The 17,868-nt window shown below is 69.1% G+C and carries 18 protein-coding genes; 12 read left to right on the top strand and 6 right to left on the bottom strand.

The window, feature by feature from the left end; translation table 11 throughout:
• The first annotated feature begins 178 nt into the window (after positions 1 to 178).
• The 4 genes from ACZ4TR_RS18425 (at position 179) to ACZ4TR_RS18440 (ending at position 2,371) form a co-directional block, all read left to right on the top strand.
• The gene (locus tag ACZ4TR_RS18425; RefSeq protein ID WP_465288134.1) at positions 179 to 511 is read left to right on the top strand and encodes a hypothetical protein; all 333 of its coding nucleotides are present in this window, start codon (positions 179 to 181) and stop codon (positions 509 to 511) included.
• The gene (locus ACZ4TR_RS18430; RefSeq protein ID WP_465288135.1) at positions 508 to 1,050 is read left to right on the top strand and encodes a helix-turn-helix domain-containing protein; all 543 of its coding nucleotides are present in this window, start codon (positions 508 to 510) and stop codon (positions 1,048 to 1,050) included. Before ACZ4TR_RS18425 ends, ACZ4TR_RS18430 begins: the two co-directional genes overlap by 4 nt.
• A 341-nt stretch (positions 1,051 to 1,391) precedes the next feature.
• Positions 1,392 to 1,610, top strand: a complete 219-nt coding sequence (locus ACZ4TR_RS18435; protein ID WP_465288136.1) for a hypothetical protein — start codon at positions 1,392 to 1,394, stop codon at positions 1,608 to 1,610.
• A gap of 8 nt (positions 1,611 to 1,618) precedes the next feature.
• Positions 1,619 to 2,371: a Scr1 family TA system antitoxin-like transcriptional regulator gene (locus ACZ4TR_RS18440; protein ID WP_465288137.1), complete on the top strand. Its 753-nt coding sequence runs from the start codon at positions 1,619 to 1,621 to the stop codon at positions 2,369 to 2,371.
• 248 nt (positions 2,372 to 2,619) lie between these two features.
• Here the strand turns inward: ACZ4TR_RS18440 and ACZ4TR_RS18445 are convergent, their stop codons facing one another.
• On the bottom strand, positions 2,620 to 3,867 hold the full coding sequence (locus tag ACZ4TR_RS18445) for a helix-turn-helix transcriptional regulator (RefSeq protein ID WP_465288138.1): 1,248 nt from the start codon (positions 3,865 to 3,867) through the stop codon (positions 2,620 to 2,622).
• Positions 3,868 to 3,872: 5 nt separating this feature from the next.
• Positions 3,873 to 4,313, bottom strand: coding sequence for an NUDIX hydrolase (locus ACZ4TR_RS18450; protein WP_465288139.1), 441 nt, complete (start codon positions 4,311 to 4,313; stop codon positions 3,873 to 3,875).
• A 141-nt stretch (positions 4,314 to 4,454) separates the two neighbouring features.
• On the opposite strand from ACZ4TR_RS18450, the gene ACZ4TR_RS18455 reads away from it, so the two are divergent.
• From ACZ4TR_RS18455 to ACZ4TR_RS18490, 8 genes are all read left to right on the top strand, one after another.
• The gene (locus tag ACZ4TR_RS18455) at positions 4,455 to 5,213 is read left to right on the top strand and encodes a TauD/TfdA family dioxygenase (protein WP_465288140.1); all 759 of its coding nucleotides are present in this window, start codon (positions 4,455 to 4,457) and stop codon (positions 5,211 to 5,213) included.
• Positions 5,210 to 5,536, top strand: a complete 327-nt coding sequence (locus tag ACZ4TR_RS18460; RefSeq protein WP_465288141.1) for a hypothetical protein — start codon at positions 5,210 to 5,212, stop codon at positions 5,534 to 5,536. The genes ACZ4TR_RS18455 and ACZ4TR_RS18460 overlap by 4 nt, the downstream gene beginning before the upstream one ends.
• A gap of 29 nt (positions 5,537 to 5,565) precedes the next feature.
• Positions 5,566 to 6,024, top strand: coding sequence for a glycine-rich domain-containing protein (locus ACZ4TR_RS18465; RefSeq protein WP_465288142.1), 459 nt, complete (start codon positions 5,566 to 5,568; stop codon positions 6,022 to 6,024).
• A 13-nt stretch (positions 6,025 to 6,037) separates the two neighbouring features.
• Positions 6,038 to 6,931 (top strand): phosphotransferase family protein, encoded by an 894-nt coding sequence (locus ACZ4TR_RS18470; RefSeq protein WP_465288143.1) that lies wholly within the window; start codon positions 6,038 to 6,040, stop codon positions 6,929 to 6,931.
• A gap of 438 nt (positions 6,932 to 7,369) precedes the next feature.
• The gene (locus tag ACZ4TR_RS18475; RefSeq protein ID WP_465288144.1) at positions 7,370 to 8,080 is read left to right on the top strand and encodes a hypothetical protein; all 711 of its coding nucleotides are present in this window, start codon (positions 7,370 to 7,372) and stop codon (positions 8,078 to 8,080) included.
• Positions 8,081 to 8,090: 10 nt separating this feature from the next.
• Positions 8,091 to 8,441, top strand: coding sequence for a hypothetical protein (locus tag ACZ4TR_RS18480; RefSeq protein WP_465288145.1), 351 nt, complete (start codon positions 8,091 to 8,093; stop codon positions 8,439 to 8,441).
• A 50-nt stretch (positions 8,442 to 8,491) separates the two neighbouring features.
• Positions 8,492 to 9,196 carry a hypothetical protein gene (locus ACZ4TR_RS18485; RefSeq protein ID WP_465288146.1) on the top strand — a complete coding sequence of 235 codons (705 nt, stop codon included), beginning with the start codon at positions 8,492 to 8,494 and terminating at the stop codon, positions 9,194 to 9,196.
• Positions 9,197 to 9,305: 109 nt separating this feature from the next.
• Positions 9,306 to 9,827, top strand: a complete 522-nt coding sequence (locus tag ACZ4TR_RS18490) for a hypothetical protein (protein WP_465288147.1) — start codon at positions 9,306 to 9,308, stop codon at positions 9,825 to 9,827.
• 51 nt (positions 9,828 to 9,878) lie between these two features.
• Here the strand turns inward: ACZ4TR_RS18490 and ACZ4TR_RS18495 are convergent, their stop codons facing one another.
• The 4 genes from ACZ4TR_RS18495 to ACZ4TR_RS18510 form a co-directional block, all read right to left on the bottom strand.
• Positions 9,879 to 10,520 (bottom strand): GNAT family N-acetyltransferase, encoded by a 642-nt coding sequence (locus ACZ4TR_RS18495; RefSeq protein ID WP_465288148.1) that lies wholly within the window; start codon positions 10,518 to 10,520, stop codon positions 9,879 to 9,881.
• The gene (locus ACZ4TR_RS18500) at positions 10,517 to 11,224 is read right to left on the bottom strand and encodes a hypothetical protein (RefSeq protein WP_465288149.1); all 708 of its coding nucleotides are present in this window, start codon (positions 11,222 to 11,224) and stop codon (positions 10,517 to 10,519) included. The genes ACZ4TR_RS18495 and ACZ4TR_RS18500 overlap by 4 nt, the downstream gene beginning before the upstream one ends.
• 496 nt (positions 11,225 to 11,720) lie before the next feature.
• Positions 11,721 to 11,870 carry a hypothetical protein gene (locus tag ACZ4TR_RS18505; RefSeq protein WP_465288150.1) on the bottom strand — a complete coding sequence of 50 codons (150 nt, stop codon included), beginning with the start codon at positions 11,868 to 11,870 and terminating at the stop codon, positions 11,721 to 11,723.
• Between the two features lie 531 nt (positions 11,871 to 12,401).
• Positions 12,402 to 17,810 (bottom strand): DUF6531 domain-containing protein, encoded by a 5,409-nt coding sequence (locus tag ACZ4TR_RS18510; RefSeq protein ID WP_465288151.1) that lies wholly within the window; start codon positions 17,808 to 17,810, stop codon positions 12,402 to 12,404.
• Positions 17,811 to 17,868: the final 58 nt, after the last annotated feature.

The following is a 17,868-nucleotide window of genomic DNA, read 5'->3' on the forward strand; positions in this document are numbered from 1 at the left end:
GGCAATGCAACTTATCGTCTTCGCAATATTGCATCTCGTGCAAATTTGCGCGACGGTGGTCGCAGCATCGACTTCGGGCGCTCAGGACGCCCGCCCAGGACAGGCGGCGGAGATGCGAGGGCCTTCCCCGACAGGCAGCCCGCATTTCCGCCGCCGCACCAAAGCCTCGGGAGGAACCATGAACACCCCGGACGAGTGGGGTCAAGTGCCGCTGGCCTGGGAGCGCGTCAGCGGGGCGATCGCCGTCTCTCGTGAGCGCGGCTGGGAGTGGGCAGGCCGTCCCGAAGGCTCGACCGCGCCCGAGGAGCTGGTCGGCCGCCGCACTGCCGACGCTCACGAGGACGTCGTGGTCATCGAGGCTGCCAAGAATCCGATGCAGGCGATCGGCGCGCGGTTCGCGCCGGGCGACTGGGGCAAGCACGGCAGTGTCCCGGTGCAAGGCCCGATCGCGGGAGCGCCCGACAAGGTCTTGTACGAGGTGCTGGCCTGGACCGACGAGGACGCACGATGACTCCGACCGTGCGCCCCGAGTTGTCCAGCCAGCAGCGGTATGCCCTTGCCGCTGCCGCACGAGACGCCGACGGAGGAAGGCGCCTCCGTGCCGAAGCCATTCAACGCTGGTACGACGGCGAATCCCGGGCGGGCGCGGCAGCACGCGCGAACGTCTCGCCGACGACGATCCGGCGCTGGATAAGCGAATTCGCGGAAACCGGCTCGGTTCCAGCTGGACGGACAAGCCCGGCCGAGTCCCCGACGCTCCACTCGCCGCGCGGGAACGTCGTTGCGGCATCCACGCGTCAGTTTCTGGCCGTCCTCGCGGCGGAACTGCTGGCCGCACGAAGGCTGCGTGACTGGTCCAGGCCTCAGCTCATCGCGGCGAGCGGTGTCGACTTCAGCCCGGCCGTCCTGGGTCATTGGGAGCGCGGCAGCCGTGCGATGCCCATCGTCGCGTTCGCGATCCTCTGCCGCGGTGTGGAGATGGATCCCGGGGAGGTGATCCGGCGGTGCTACGACGAGTCGTTCGCTCATGTTCGCGGGCTTCCGCGGTGAACGGCTTCCTCCCCGGCGCTGTGGAGACTGGAGGGAAACCACGCGCGAGGAGGAAGCCGCCGGTGCCGGGCGATGCTGGGCCCGACACCCCGACCGTAGCGAACAAGCACGGCGTTCCCCCTGGATGTCACCGACCCGGAGCAACCCGCAGAGTTATGTCGGCTCTCGGCGATCCACGCTCCGGGCGGTGAACGGCGATGCCGTCGACCGAGATCACCTGGCCATCCGAAAGGGACCTCACGATCGCCGAGTCCCCTGAAGTCATTCACCTTTGCCGAGTACTGGCAGGACTGCGTCGACTGTCTAACTCGGACGAACCACCATCCCGATCCGGAGTTTCCATGACCCGAGCCACGCGCAAGCTCGTCGATGTCCTCTTGGCTGTCGAAGCCCGAGTCGCCGTACTCAGGACGCAACTGGGAGACGGCACGGCAACTCCGGGCGCACAGCGCGACTTCGCGGATCAGGTCGAAGAAGCGGTCGATCTGCTTCGTTCCCACGCTGACGACATCGACGCCGGAATCGTCGCGGCACCGCGTCATTTCCTTCACACGGAATGAGAACTCCTATGTCCGAACCCAAGTTGCATCCGGCATTGCTGCTCCTCGGTCACACTCTGCGAGAGCTGCGCACCAAGCACGACGTGAGCCTGCGTACCTTTGCCCGAAGGCTGGGATTCGCGCCCTCGCACCTTTCAGCATGGGAACTGGGATTTCGCCGGCCTCCGGCAGAGGCACTGGGCTTCATCCTGGGCCATCTCCAGGTGCGACCACCGATCTACCGACAGCTCGTTCGGATTCATCAGCAAGGTGACCGGCTGAGCTGCGTCGAAGAACTCGCTCCGGACACGGCCAGCCTGGAACGCGCCTACGAAGACCTCGCGGTGCGCAAGTTCGAATGGGCGCCGTACCAGGTTCCGGAAGTTCTGCGAACGCCCGAGTACATCCAGACCGAGCTGCTGGGTCGCGACGTTCTGCCCGACGAGATAGACCAAGCGATCTTCGCGCAGCAGGTGCGGGAACTCGACCGGCCGAAGCACTGCGCGAACGTTGTCCTCGTGAGCGAAGCCGCCTGGGCTCCCGCGACGGGTCTGCCGCAGCTGAACAATGTCACAGCGGGGATCGTCGCGACGAGTGCCTTTGCGCCTGGAACGGTTGACGGATTCACGCTCTACGAGACCGATTCCGGGCTCTTCACCGTTGTTTTGCGGCACGAGCACGCGCGGATCTACCTGGGCGATCCCGAGACGGTGAAGCGCTACCGGGCGACGTTCGCTCGACTGCAAGACCAAGCGGTCGACAACGTCGGCGCGTCACGATGAGCGCGGTGATCTATGTGGACCCGCAGGCCGTCCACCCGGTGATCAACGGCGAATGGCACCGTCTCATCGAAGTACTCACGCCAGGACAAGAGTTCACCACGCTCTGCGGTATTTCGGACACCGCGACGTTCGTGCCGTTGAGCGAACGGCGGACACGGGGAGCTCCCCGGCAGTGCGACCGTTGCGACATGCTCCACCGACGGAACCAGGGCATCCCGCTTCAGCAAGACCGTCTCGGCGGTGCGGGACTAGGCGGCAGGCGACAGCAGGCCGCGAAGACGTCGTAGCGCAAGGCGTCCGGCGTCGACGAGAGCTGGGAGGCGCCCATGCTGGGCGGCACGGACAGCCCGCTGCAGCTGGTGCGGCAGCCGACGACGCTCGGCGGTTGCGATGGCCGAGGCCAGAGCCTCCTCGGCACCGGCGTGCTCACCCGTCGCGGCGAGGACTTCGCCGGTAGTCACCCGCTCGATGATGTGCCACTGCGGTGCCGCAGGTTCCCCGGCGTCGGTGTTCAGGACCTTGAGGGCGTTGTCCGGGCGATCCAGGGCTAGGAGCCCACGGGCGTGGATCTCGCGCAGGGTGAAGGGGTTAAGCAGCAGCTCGTTCCCCGTCGCCGCGTCGAGCCGCTGCCGGCATCCTTCGATGGCTCCGGCGAACTGGTCCGGCAGTCCTGCGTCTCCGGCAGCCCGGGCGAGCAGCGCGAAAGCAGCGCCTTGTCCGGCCTGACTGGTGGATACGGCGACGGCGTTCTCCAGACGGGCGACGGCGGCTCTGAGGCGACCGGCTTTGCGGAGTTCGTTGCCGTGCATCCGAAGGGTGTTCGCCAGGAAGTGGTCATCGTCCAGGTGTCGGGCCAGAACGAGGGCTTTGCCGGTCCAGGCCGCGGCACCGGAGAGGCGTTCCTCCGGCAGCACAGTGCCGAGGGAGACGCCGAGCGCCAGGCGCGCGGAGGCGAGCAGATGCAGGGTGTCGCGCTCAAGGCGGCCTTCGGCGGCGCGGGCTTCGAGGCGGGCGGCCAGCGGCCACAGCTCGTTGACGGCTTCGACGACCCGGCCGGACTGGCGGGCGATCTCGGCCAGCCGGATCACGCTGTCACCGAACTGCACGAGCGCGGCGAAGTCGGCGTCGTCGGGATCGGTGACGCCGAGCAGGTGGAACGGCAGCCCCAGTGCACGGGCGATGTGCCGGCGCCCGGCGACGTCCCCAGGGGTGCGCTTGCGGGTTTCGATCATCGCGACGTAGGACTTGTCGTAGCCGAGCAGACCTGCGAGCCCCTCCTGGCTGAGCCGGTTCGCAGCACGGTAGGCGCGCAGGATGGTCGCGAGGTCCCGCGAGCCGAGTGCCGCCGCGGCGGCCGGGTCGGACCACATCCAGACCGCGGGGGCCAGCCGGGGCGGCCGCGGGGAAAGGGTGGTGGTCGCGGCGCGGCAGGCCGGACAGATCGCGGCGCAGGCGTAGCGGTTCAAGGCCGTCCCGCAGCGTTCGCAGTCGGCCATGACCGCTACCGGACCGGTTGCGAGGTCCGCAGCCGGTCGAACCAGGCGGCGATCGAGCGCTTGTACCCCTCAGGCATCCGTAACCCGGCGACCTCGTCCTCGGCGAACTCGCCGATCCGGCTGTGCTCGTGGCTGAGCACCGGCGCCGCGTTCGAAGTGGACGTGCAGCCGTACGTCACGATGAAGACGTCCTTCTTGGCGACGGCGATGTGGTACACCCACGCATCGAGGATCCCGACGACCTCGACCGGCAAGCCACTCTCCTCAGTGATCTCCCGCGCGACGCACTGCTCCGGCGTCTCGCCGAGTTCGATCCGACCGCCCGGCAGCTCCCATTCGTCGCGCTCGTTGTGCACCAGCAGCACCCGGCCGTCGCGGATCAGCACGCCCTTGATCGACACCGGGTATCCGGTCTCCGCCACCGGCACCAGCCTCCCGCTCTCCATGCGCCTTGTGTCACCGACCGTAGCAGCGCGGATCGGTCGTCGGCGCCGGCGCGGGGTTGACGATCTGTCAGTAGACGCCGACCGAGCGGACCCGGTGTGCTGGCCGGGATGGAAGAGCCACAACCGAAGGGGGATGCCGCCATGCCCGTGACCGCGCTGTCGGAGTGCCACGTCGACGTCGGCGCGGCGGGTGGCGTCGGCGAGCTGGCGGCCGTGCTGGCCCGCGACGGTGTCGCGCTGTTCGACGGCGTGCGCACCGAACAGCAACTACTGCAGTTGGCGGTCCGGCTAGGCCGGCTCATCCCCCACCGCGACAGCACCGGTTCAGGCCTCACCGTGATCACCGATCGCGGCAACACCCGCCCGCCTGCCGGGCAGGCCGGGTTCAGCCGGCACGCTCTTGCCCCGCACTCCGACTGCTCCGACCAGCCGCAGCCTCCGCTGCTGGTCGCCATGACCTGCGCCCGCCCCGCCGAGAGTGGCGGCGACTGCGTCCTAGTCGACGGCCGCGCGGTTCACGACGAGCTGGCCACGAGCGCGCCGGAGGCGTTGGCCGACCTGTCGGCCCGGCGCGGCGCCTACTTCGGCGGCGCGGCCGGGATCGTCGGTAACGTCTTCGAACCCGACCCGCGCGGCGTGGTCGGCATTCGGCTCCGTCGCGACGAGCTGGCCCGGTTCGCGCCGCAGACTCAGCGTCGGCTCGCTGTGCTGGCCCACGTCATCGACCGCCACACAGTCACCATCCCCACGAGGACGGGCAGCGGATACGTCGTCAACAACCGCCGCTGGCTGCACGGCCGCACCGCCTTCACCGGCGCGCGGAGGATATACCGGGCACTCATCGATCCCCAGCCGGCATGGCGTATCCCGGTCGGCTTCATCCCCGAGGTCGCGCCATGACGAGCGTCGCCACGCCCTACTGGGTGTACGAGCTGCAGGAAATCGTCGGTGAGCTGCAGCGCGGTAAGTGGATGATCGCGCGCTGGGAGGACCTCGGCCCGGACGAAGACCTTATCCACTGGCAAGCAGCTATACGCGAGGCCTGCACCGCTGACATCGACCCGCTGTTCATCGACGTCCGCCGCCGCAGCCTCACCCTCGTGCTCAACGCCGCCCTCCCCGCTCCGGACGACGAGCAGATCCACCTCTCCATCGCCGCCGTCGAAACCAGTCGCTTCACCGGGCGGGCCATCCGCTCGAAACGCAAGAATCCCTTGCGCTGAGCCAATTGTGACCAGAAGGAGAGCCCGCAATGTCGATCACGACCAGCGCCCAGCGGACCGGACGCTCCCTCGTCTCCCACGACCTCTTCCAGCTGCTGACCGACCGCATCGTCAAGACCGAGCGCCTCGAGCGTGATCTCGCCGAGCGCATCATGGACCAGGCGCTGGCGTTCCTCCTCGCGTGCGCGGCCAACACCGGTGCCCCACTCGCGCCGAGCGACCTCGTCGACATCGGCTGGCACACCTTCCTCCTCGACACCGGCGAGTACGCCGCCTTCTGCGACCGCGTGGCCGGCCGGTTCATCCATCACGTACCCAACGACAACGAGCGCACCAGCGAGTCGCCTGGTGAAGTGCTCGCGCGCACGGTCACGGCCATGCGCGGCCTCGGCTTCCGCTTGGATAAGGCACTGTGGCCGAACACCGCGCTCGGCAGCTGCACGGGTTGCCACAATGGCTGCCACGACGACCCGCCCCCGGTCATCTAGGAGGACGCGCCGCATGCCCCGCAGCACCTGGGAAGGACTGCCCGCCAAGGTCCGGGCGGCCATCGAACACGAAACCGGCCACGTCCACGAGGCAGTGCTTCCCAGCGCAGGCCGCAACTCCGACTTCTCGGCGACCCTCCACACCGCCTCGGGCACCGTCTTCTGCAAAGGCATCGCCGAGTCGGACAGCAAACGCGGGCGCATGCACCGCCACGAAGCCGCCGTCGACCCGCTCCTGCCAGTATCAATCGCACCCCGGCTGCTGTGGCGCACCGAAGCCGACGGCTGGCTGCTGCTCGGGTTCGAGCACTCCCCCGGCCGTCACGTCGACCTGTCACCCAGCTCGCCTGACTTGGACGCGGTGCGCGACGCCGTCACGACGATGGCCGACGGGCTCAGGACGGTGTCGATCGAAGCACCGGTCCTGGCCGAGCAGTGGGCTCGACTGGCGGCCTGGCGGCGCCTGGCCAAGGACACCCCCACCGATCTCGACCCGTGGGCTCGGGACCACCTCGACCAGCTCACCACCTGGGAAACCGCCGCGATCGAACTCGTTGCCGGGAACACCCTCGCCCACACCGACCTGCACGCGCTGAACCTGCTGGTCGACGACGGCAGGGTTCGGATCGTCGACTGGGCCTGGTCCCGGCACGCCAATCCTGCCGTCGACCCGGCGTTCCTCATCACCCGCCTCATCGAAGCCGGGCACGGCCCCATCGAAGCGGAAGCCTGGGCAGACCAAGTACCGACCTGGCAGCGGGCATCCCCGGAAACTCGGACCGCGCTCGCCGTCGCGATCTGGGGCATTTGGGAGTACCTCGAACGACACCAGCCACTGCCCCACCGCCGCGCACTGACCGCAGCCGCCCGGACATGGGCTCTGCACAGGCTCGACGGCAGCTTTTGATCGCTTGGGCACTTCGAACCTGCACCGACCGCGACGCGCCGCAAGTCACCTTCCGGCACACCGCCAACTAGCGCGCCGGCCTCGTCGAGCGCCGCGATTGGCTGCTTCCCGAGCTTTCGCGATGCACGGACAAGCTCCTAAGAGCCGAGCTTCCGGCCTCCTGGAAGTACTTCTCGATGAGCGTTTCCCGGCCTCTCCCCTGACGCTCATTGCATGATCTTCAATCGGTCACCGCCATCACGGCCAAGAACCGGCGCACCAACCGGGGTGTCGGTCGGCTGTTTCCTCGCTGGCGAACTCATCGCCGTATGCGACCACCATCGAGAACTGGACTGTCAGCCTTAAGTCCCTCATATGGGTGAATCCGCGCGTAAGAAACTACCTACCTGTATTGTCGTCGCGACGGTAGAGCCAGCCATGGCCGCAAGGGGAGGACCGTTGGCGTTCAATCTTGACCACGTCGTGCTCGCAGAGCTCGACGTACCGAGCGTTGCCGCGGTAGACGCGCAGCTCAACGAGCTGCTGCAGCCGGGCGGTGAGAGAGTCGAGCCCGCCGCCGAGTACGAAGCGCGGGACGCCAGCGGCACCATCAGAGTCGCGGTCGACGCCCAGCGCAAGGTGACCGACGTCGACATCCAACGCAGCTGGGTATCCCGGATCCCGGCCCCGCAACTCGCCGGAGTGCTGTTTCAGACCTACGTCACCGCCATTCAACGCGCCATGGTCGTCGAACTCGCCAACACCGGAGAACCGGCCGCAGCGGACCGCCCGGCGGAACTGCCCATCCTCGACGAATCCCAGTCGTATGACGAATGGATCGCTGCGATCCGCGCACGGATGAACGACATCGACGACCAGCTGGAACACATCCATCGTCTCGACGCGAGCCGGACGACGCCTGCGCCCAGCGACATCAGGAGCCCGCGCGGGTTCTTCGTGCTGCACCTGCGAGGCGGAAGCCCCGCAGGCCTGAGCGGATCGGTCAATGCGCTGGCGAACGCCGGCTCGGACCGGCTGCGACTGGACTTCCTCGAGGTGTTCGCGGCAGCCGGGCTGGCCGCATCCGTCGCCGAGACGACGCCGCGCTCGGCCCGGCCGCTGGCCGAGGACGACGACGAGGAACCCTTCGAGTTCCGTTACGACGACTAGGGGGCTGACTATGGTCGGTTACAAGGTCATCACCTCGGCGGTGCGCGTCGAGGGAACGAAGTGGCGCGGCTTCGCCGACACCGTGAGCAAGGTGAAGCCCGTCGTTCAGAACGCGACACTGGGCCCGATGGCGTTCTTCGTCGGCGATCCCCTCGCCTTGGCCACCGAAGCGTTCAACGCGTCGCTGCTGAGCGATACCTACGAATCCTTGCGCTCGTACGTGGAAACGGCGATCACGGGAGCCGTTCTCGAGTTCGACCAGGTCGACGACGCGCTGCAGAAGACGGCCCAGATGTATGACCTGGCCGAGAAAATCAGCGAAATCGACTTGAAGAAGATCTACGGAACGGCGCCCCAGTAGACATGACCACACCCATGGGCCCCGAGGCCTACACCGGTCCCCTCGACGACATGTTCGGCACCATCGAGGGTGAGATCCACAAGGTCATCGACAAGTTCAACGCCGCGGTCCACCACGTCAACGACTGGAAGTACGTCCTCGGCCCGGCGCTGATTTGGATCTCCGACGCGCTCAAGAAGATCCGTGACGGTCTCGACAAGCTCGTGAAGCTGGTGCAGTACGCCGTCGAACACCACATGCCGGTCGTGTCGCTGATCGTGCAGAGCTTCAACTGGCAGGACCACGTGCAGAAGGACTTCTCCGCCATGGTGACCTCGGTAGAAGCCCCCGCCGACCCCAACCTGGCCTACTGGGAGGGCGCGGCCGCCACCGAGTACCGCAACCGGGCCAAGACCCAGCGGGACGCGGTGGAGGCGATCGGCGGCCAAGGCGGTAAAGCCGACGCGATCAGCAGCTGGCTGATGAACATCGCCAAGCTCAACGTCGAGTTCATGACTGGCCTGGTGAAGATCGTCGCCGACTTCCTCGGAGCGCTGGTGACGGCCTCCCTCGAAACCGCCACTGTCGTCGGAATTCCCTTTGCGGCGAAAGACCTCGCAGGTGCGATCGGCGGACTGGTCACCAACGGGATCACCCGACTGGCCGAGATCGCCAATAGGCTGATGGGTACGTTGGCCAGCATCCGCGACGCCAAGGGGCTGATGAACGACCCCCGGCTGCCCGGTGGCCAGTGGCCGCAAGCGGTCAACCTGTGACCGGGGAGACACAACTGTGAACGCACCGGTCCCGCCGGGCTTCCCGCAGCACTACGGAGGGCCTCCACCGCCGAAGCGAAGGCTCGCCAGCGGCTGGATCATCGCGATCGTGGCCATCGGCGTGGTCGTAGTGGCCGCTATCGCCGTCGGAGTCTTCGCCGTGCTGAACCGCGGCGGCAGTAGCTACGACGAGAACGACGGCAAGTACGGGTCGGCGCCGCTGGCCAGCTGCGACGACGTCGCCGCCCGGGTCGGGAACCTGCCCCCGAAGAGTTCGGACACGCCGCTGCAAGGCAGCAAGGGCTGGCTGTGCACGTTCGCCGACCCGGCGAATGCCGTGACCGTCCACCTGGACGTCGAGGCGAACACAGTGGCGCGGCAGCGCACCGGATTCGATATCGACACCTCGTCGGGCGGTTACGTACTGGACCCGGCAACGCACCTCGGCGAGCGCGTGGCGTGGGGACCGGCTCCCAACGGGAAGATGTGCGACCTTGTCGTCTTGGACAGCAACGCGACATTCAAGGTCGGAATCGACAACGCGAACGCTCCCTCGGACGACACGCAGAGCTGTAAGGACAAGGTCAAGGCCATCGCGCAGGCGCTCTACGACTCGATGCAGCCGCAGTGAGACCATCCCGGACGCCGGTTGACACGTCCGGCTGTTCCCGGCCCCGGGTTCTCATCGACTGACGTTGTCGCCACCGCGATGAACGCACGGAGGCCCGGCTCGACGCATCGCGATTCGCGCCCGGAAGGACCGGGCCACCGGTCCGTCCGGAAGCGGGGCGGTCCACCGATACGCGGGAGCGCGGGCTACCGCCGCCGCGACGAGCGTGCGGCCGTAGCCGAGGCGGCGATGGCCGGCGACGACGTGGACATAGTCGAGGGTGGCAGCCCGACACGGGACGCAGATGCTGAGCGTCGCGGTGGCGACCTGCCTGCCGTCGAGGTGAAGCTCGACCTGGCCGGTCAGCGACCCGACCGCCGGTGGACGGACGACGAGGGCAAGGCCGTCATCAGCCACCGTCTCGACCGTTCGCGGGCTCGTGAGATCGAGGTGCGCCCATTCGGCGAGGCGTCGCTCGGCGGGGTCGCAGCCTTCCAACGCCCGACACACTTCGCACAGCGTGGCGTGCAGCCGGTAGCGATGACTGTACGGCGCGAGCTTGTCATAGAGATCAAGATCGAGCCGGTGTCCGCGCAGGCAGAGGATGGGTTTCCCGGTTGCCGGCCGGACTGGGAGCAGCTCTCCGAACTCGTTTCGCAACCCTGAACAGACCGCACCGTGCGCCGCGGCGCGCGGCTGGCCCGGACGGCTCATCCTGCGGCCTCGATCAGCCCGGGCCGGGCGCCCGGGCTACTCGCGGCAGCCGCGCCGTTCGGCCCCGGCAGCTGCAGTGCGATCGTGTGCGGACGGGCTGCTGCGCCGCGGCCCCGAGCGGACACGATGACGTCGCGGAACTCCAGGTGACCGAAGCCGTCCTCGGTGAGGCCGCGCCACTTGCGGTTCGAAACGCGGAGCTCGAGGTCGACACCGGGCCAGGAACCTGCGGTCAGCAGGACCGCACCGCGGTTACGGACCCGCCCGGCCAGCTGACGAGGCAGCTGCGGCTGTACGCCTCGAGCAGCGACCGGGCCGAGCACGACCAGGTCGAACCCGTCAACCAACGCCGACACGACCGCGACGAGCTCGGCCCCGGGATCGGGCACCAGCGCGAATCGCTCGAGGTCGACCCCGAGCTCGGCGGCCGCGACAACGCCGAGTTCCGGCATGCCGGTGATCGCCGCCCACGAACCCTGCTGCGTCGCCTCGGCGAGCAGGGCGAGGATCAGCGCAGTTGAGCCCACGACGGACACGGTGCTGCCACGCCGAAGCGCACCACCCGGCAGCAGTTCGGACAACGCCGGGGTCACGGACAGTGATCCGGCGACGGTCGGCATCTCGGTGTCGGGTTGCTTCAGCTGGGCGGCCGTGCGGACGCCGGGAATCGCCGCCAGCCTGGCGACTGCCTCCGGTACCACCACCACGCACCTCCAGCACCACGAACACGCGCCGGAGACGCCCACGTGGGGAAGCCGCGAGCGAACCCGAACTGATCGAACACTTGTTCGGATACTGCGAGACGGTGGCCGCACTGTCAAGCCGAGCCGGTCAACCTCACCCTGCGGTAACCACGCCTGCAGCACTGGGCGGTCACGCTCGTACTCACTGTCACCGATCAGGGTGTTGACCAGCGTAACTACGGCAAGACTAGGCCAGCCGAGTTACCGTCGAAACCAGGCGACAACCTCGCCGCCCGCCGCTCCGTCTTCGTTCCCGTCGGCGGCTCCGCGGCGTTCCTCGCGCCGCTGCCGATCACGGAGCTGGACCAACCCGGCGACGACCGCGGTGAGCTGGTCGCCTTGCTCTCCCGCCTCGGTTTGCGGACCCTCGGCGCCTTCGCCGCGCTCAGCGAACGCGACATCGCCGGACGCTTCCCCAGAACGCGATCACCGCGCACCGGCTGGCTCGCGGCCTGTCTCAGCGGCCACCGTTACGCCGCACGCTACCGCCGGAGCTGGCGATCACCGAGCAGTTCGCCACCCTCTCGAACGGGTCGACGAGGCTGCGTTCGTCGCCAAAACTCTCGGCGAGCGTTTCTTCACCGGCCTCGCCCGCCACGGCCTGCACGACTCCCCTACGCCACATCCTGCCAGCTCCAGAGCAACGGGGCCCCGCCGGACGCGATCCGGCGAGCCCACGCCTGTGAAAATCAACTTCGTCGCCACCGCCACCGAGCGTCTGCTCGACGGGGAGAGCGACCGCCGTCCGCGGAGGTCCATGCCGGCGTGCGGGAGCAGGCGTCCGGACATTCCCGAACACGGGTAACACAGCGCCCCCGTCCGGTCGTTCTTCCAAACCGCGCACCTGGCGATCGCACGGATCAACGACATCGGCGCCTTCGTGAAAGAGGGTCACCACAATCTGCTGGCCGTGCTCGCCGCACGATCACCTGCCCGCGCGGGCCGTGGCCTGAGCGCACCGATGGACGGTCGGTGTCGATGACCGGGATAGACGGCAGGCGGCGCGCCGCGCGATGGTGCTCGGTGCCGTCGAGGCGCTGCGCCGATCCCTCGGGGGGCGGCCGGGGATTGCCGGAGACCAGCGGCCCCTACAGACCTGGCTCGCGCACCCGCCGTGCCACTCTCGTCCGCGCGCCGGTCATCCGTCCACGTCCATGGCGTCCGGGTCGGCGGCCCAGCCCGGTTCGCGGCCGGCGCGCTGCTGGCCGACCATCTGCTGCATGCGTTCCTGCTGCGCCTGGATCCGGTCCCGCACCGCCTGGTCCGACGTGTCGACGTCCTTGACGTCGTCGTCCCAGTACTTCTGCTTGTCCGCGTCGGTCGGCTGCCCGAGGCGGTGGCCCATCTCCTTGTCGTGGAGAAACATGGGCATGTCCTCTTTGGACACGTTGGCGCCGTCCCGCACGACGTCGCGCGCCGTGTGCATCTCGATGACGTCGTCGTGGGAGACCGGCGGGGTGTGGGTGGTGCCGCCCGGCACACCGACACCGCCGGTGCCGTCGCTGTACTCGATCGACTTGCCCTCCATCTTGTCCACCATGTGGTGGTAGGAGTCGTCGGCGACCTTGCCCTGCACCGTCCCGGCGGTGGGGCGGAAGCTGTCCCGGCCGGGGGCGGGCTGCTCCGCGTGGGTCATCTTCGGTTCGTCGGGCGTCTCGATGTCGTTCTTGTAGTGCGGGTTCGGCTCCCAGTTCTGGATCCGCGGGGGCACACCGGGGGTCTTCTTGTCGCTGATGTAGGCGGGGTTGTCGATCATGCCCCCGTCCTTGTGCTGGTGGGCGTAGGTGAGCTGGTTGAGCTGGACGCCGTCGCTCGGCCGGCCTTCCCGCAACGTGTTGCCGAGGGATTCGCGGTAGGTGTCGGCGTTGAACCCCGAGCCGTCCTTCTCGCCGCGCACGCCGGTGCCGATGTTGTCGCGGTGCGCCTGCGCCGACTCCTGGTAAGCGGGAGCGTCGTCTTCCAAACGCTTGGCCGTCTGGATGTTGTCCGCCTCGTCCTGGGTCTTCGGCCCGCGGTTGTTGGCCTTGACGTCGTTCCGGATCTGGGTGTCGTGCGCGTTCGCCCGCTGGAACTCGTCCCCGCCGATGGCCTTGTACCCGATCGGGTGTTCGGACTCGTGCGTCTTGCCGCTGACGAGCTTGTTGGGGTCCTTCCAGGTCGAGTCGTTCTTGATCTCGTTCTTGTACTTGTCCCAGGTGCGCGCCTGCTCGTGTTTCGTCGTGCCGTACGAGCCGTCGGACTTCGCGGGGTTGCCGTCCGGCTTGGTCTTCACCTTCGGGGCCTTCTTGCTCGGCCCCGCGCCGCCGCTACCGACCAGCTGCTGCTTCGCCTTGCTCACCTTGGACTTCGAGGAACCGGAGGCGGCCGCCTGCTGCTTCTTCTTCGCCGCACACGGGGTGACCTGCGGAGCGAGGCCGAGCGGGTCGGCCAGCGCAGTCGGGTTGTGGACGTAGGCCTGCGAGTCCGGACCGGGGCCGAGGCCCAGCGGGTCGTGGGACAGGTAACGGCCGACCTCGGGATCGTAGAAGCGGTTGAGGTTGTAGTGCAGCCCGGTTTCGGCGTCGTGGTACTGGCCGGGGAACCGCAACGGCGTGGTGGTGCGGCCCGGTCCGTCGAGGACCTTGCCCCAGAGCGTGGCCTGGCGGTGCCACGCGACCTCACCGGATTCCTCCAGCAGCTCGCTCGGCGTGCCGGCGAGGTCGGTGACGATCGTGTGGAACCGCTCGCCCGGCGCGCCGAGGACGCGTTCGGTCTGGGTGAGGGCGCGACCGGTACCCGGCTCCCACTCCCACACGGTGGCGACCTGGGGTTGACCGGGTCCGGAGCGCACCTGCTCGGCGAGCGCGTCCCCGTCCCAGGCGAACTGGACCTGCTCGGCCACCCGGCCGTCCGGCGTGAGGCGCTGCTTCGCGACACGCCGGCCCAGTGCGTCGTAGCGATAGCGCCAGTGCTCGCCCCGGGGCGTGAACACTGAGGTCAGGCGGCTCTCGGCGTTCCACCGGAACTGCCACTGCGGACTCGCCGGCCCGGCACCGCGCAGGGTGGTGCGGCCTTCGGGGTCGTGGGCGTAGCGGACCGCGCCCGCGGCGGTGAGCAGGGTGCCGCGGTACTCGCGTGGCCCGGCCGTCGGCGCTCCCGGAGTCTGCGCCCGGGCGACGACACCGGTCTGGTGGTAGACGTAGTTCTCCTGCCAGCCGCGGCCCACGACAGCCTGGACGCGGCCCGAGCGGTCCACCTCGAAGGTGCGGGGTCCGGTGATCGCGTCGGCCACCGAAGCCAGGTAACCGTCGGCGAGGTAACCGTACTCGCGGTGCTGGGTCGTGCGCGTGCCCGCGACGACCGTCTGGGCCACCAGCCGGTCGCCCGGGGCCCAGCTCTGGCGCAGTTCCGCGGCGCCGAAGCGGCGGATCCGCTCGTGGCCGGCGAGGTCGTGCTCGAAGCGCAGCGAGCGGTTCCCGACGTGCAGCGCGGCGAGCGTGCCGGCCGGTCCGTACTCGAAGCGCGACACCGCGCCCGACGGCGTGTGGCGCGCGCGGCGCCGGCCGAGCTCGTCGTACTCCGAGCGCAGGACGCGCCCGTCCACCGTCTCGGCGACCACGCGGCCCAGCGCGTCGTAGGCGAAGGTGACCTCGGCGTCGGCGTTGCGCGCCGAGACCATGCGGCCGGCCTCGTCGTAGGCGAAGGTCGCGACGTCTTCGCCGGTGACGCGGCGGACCACCTGGCCCATCACGTCGCGTTCCAGCGTCGTGATCTCCCCCGCGCCGTTCGTACGGCCGATCAGCTGCCCGGCGGCGTCGTAGCGGTAGTGCAGGGTGCGGCCGTTGAAATCGGTCTCGCCGATGAGGTTCCCCGCGGGGTCGTAGCGGTAGTGCCAGACCAGGCCTTGCTCGTTGGTCACCGACACCAGGCGCAGCTCGGTGTCGTACGCGTAGGCGAGCCGCGCGCCGTCCGGGCCGGTTTCGGCCACCGGCAGGTCGAACTGCGCGTACTCTGTGCGGGTGGTGTTGCCGCGCGCGTCGGTGCTCTCGTCGGTGTTCCCGAGGGCGGAGTCCTTCCACCGCCACGTCGCGCCGTCAGGCTCGATCCGTTCGGCGAGCTGGTCGCCCGCCGCCCACGCGAACCGGGTGACGGCGCCCAGCTCGTCGGTCACCGACGTGGTGCGGCCGAGCAGGTCGTAGGTGTAGCGGGTGACGGCGCCGTCCTCGTCCTCGACGGTCAGCGCCCGGCCCGCCGCGTCGGAGGTGATCCGGGTGGTGCCACCGAGCGCGTCGGTGACGACGGCGACGTTGCCGCGTTCGTCGTAGGCGTAGGCGGTCCGGGCACCGAGCGGGTCGACGACACCGGTGACCTTGCCGCGCGCGTCGTACTCGTAGCGCCACGTGGCGCCGTCGGGGCCGGTCGCGGTGACCGGGCGGCCCTGCTCGTTGTACTCGGTAAGCGACCGCGTGCCGTCCGGCGCGGTGATCGCGACGACCCGGCCGGCCCGGTCCCGCTCGTAGCGGACCTGGCGGCCCAGCGGATCGGTCCGGGTGAGCAGCCTGCCGTGCTCGTCGTAGGCGAGGCTGGTGGTGTCGCCCAGCGCGTCGGTCTCGGCGATCACGCGGAGCCGGTCGTCGAGGTGGAAGCGGCGCACCGCGCCGAGCGAGTCGGTGACGCTCGTGACGAGGTTCTCGCGGTCGTAGTCGATCGTGCAGTCGAGGTAGCCGTCGATGCCGCGGGCCCGCACGACCCGGCCCGCGGCGTCGAAGCCGTAGCTGTACCAGCGGCCGTTGACGTCTTCCCAGCGCACGATCCGGCCGTCGGCGTCGTAGGTGAAGCGGGTGGGGATGCCGGCGGCGTCGACGACCTCGGCCAGCCGGCCGCGCACGTCGTAGGAGTAGCTCGCGACGACCGTGCCGTCGGCGGCCCGCAGCGCGGTGATCCGGCCGCCCGCGCTGTCGAACAGCACCCGGTCGCCGGAGGAGTGGACCAGCTCCGCCGGCACCCCGTTCGCACCGGGCACCACATCGATGCGGTTGCCGTCGCCGTCGAAGATCGTCCTCAGCGGGAACACGCCGCCGGCGGACTCCTCGAAGAACAGCGTGTGCTGCTGCTGCGGATCCTCGACCAGGTAGCCGCCCTCGACTCGTCGCAGCGGCCGTGCCGGGCCCGCCACCGGCAGTACCGGGGAGCCCACCGGCACGGGGTAGCTCTGGAGGCTTCCGTCGGCGAGCGCGACGTGCACGCCGTCGGCCTCGACCTCGAGCCGCTGGTCCACGGTGGAGCCCCACGACGGGCCGAACCAGCGGCCCGCGCGGTAGGACGAGATGTGCGTGCGCGACACCTCCAGCGCCAACGCGCCGGGGATCTCCAGGTCCGTCTGCGTCAGCAGCATCCACCCGGTCGCCACGTCGATCGGGTCGCCGCACACAGACCGGTCCGGCGGTGGGGTGCCGTTCTCGTGCGGGTTCGCGTTGCTGTCCTTGATGCTCTTGCCGCCGCCGGAGCCGCCGGAGCTCGAGGTGACTGTCTTGTCGTCCCCCGGCCCCTTCGGGGTCTGCGCCGGAGGCGGTTCGGGGTCGGTCTTGACCGACGGCGCCTCGTCGGCCTTCGGCGGTGGTGGGGTGCTGCCACCGCCGTGAGAACCGCCGTCGCCGGTGCCGGAGGCGTGGGTGGTGTCGTCGCCGCCCTTGGACACCGGTGGCGGTGTGTGGTCCTTGGGGGTCCCTCCGCCGTCGCCGCCGGGGGTTTTCACCGGTGGCGCCTTCGGGGTGCCGTTGATGTCGCCGACCTTGGGCGGCGGGGTGGCCTTGCCGACCTTGAGGTTCTTGAGCGCCTTGCCCGCGTCCTCGAAGAGCGTTCCTGCCCTCTTCAGCAGCGGCACCAGGGCCTTCAGTGCCTTGACGAGCTTGGTGACCAGGTCGGTGATCTTCGAAGCGGTTTTCGCGACGGCGGTGACGACCTGCGGGACGACCCAGGTGAGGCCGATGCCGAGGGTGAAGATGACCTGCAGCGCCCAGCTGATCAGGTGGCCGACGAGTTCGGAGATGATGTCGCGCACCAGCGTGCGGACCGCGGCCACGACCTCGCCGGCGGTCTTGACGCCGCTGGAGGCACCTTCGCAGCCCTTCTGCGCCGCTTGCAGGGTGGTGGACACGTCCTGTCCCCGCTGCCGGTAGGCGTCCGAGGCCGGTCCGGACCACGACTGCAGATCGGCCTTGATGGCGTCGGTCAGGTCCGAGGAGACGCTGCCGAGCTCTTTGGCGACGTTGGCCCAGGTCTCGGACTGGGCCTGGATCTCGTCGGCGTTGCCGGTGAGCGCGTTGAGGGCGTCCTTGAGCGGGCCGACGTGCTCCATCAACCAGCTGACACCGGCGGCGAGGATCGCGCCGAACGGGTCCATGGCCATCGACAGGGCGTCGAGCGCCGTGCCGACCGCGCCCATCGCCACCGACGCCCAGTCGCCACTCTCGATGGCGGTCGAGAGATCGTTGGCGGATTCCAGGAGCGAGATGCCGGAGTAGGCCTTCGTCGAGTCCTGGGTCTGCGCGATCAACGGGTTGCTCACACCAGCACGCTAGCAAGCGAAGGGAGCAAAGCGATCTTGACCGCCGCGCCTGGCAACT

Source organism: Amycolatopsis sp. NPDC028719 (assembly GCF_055565395.1).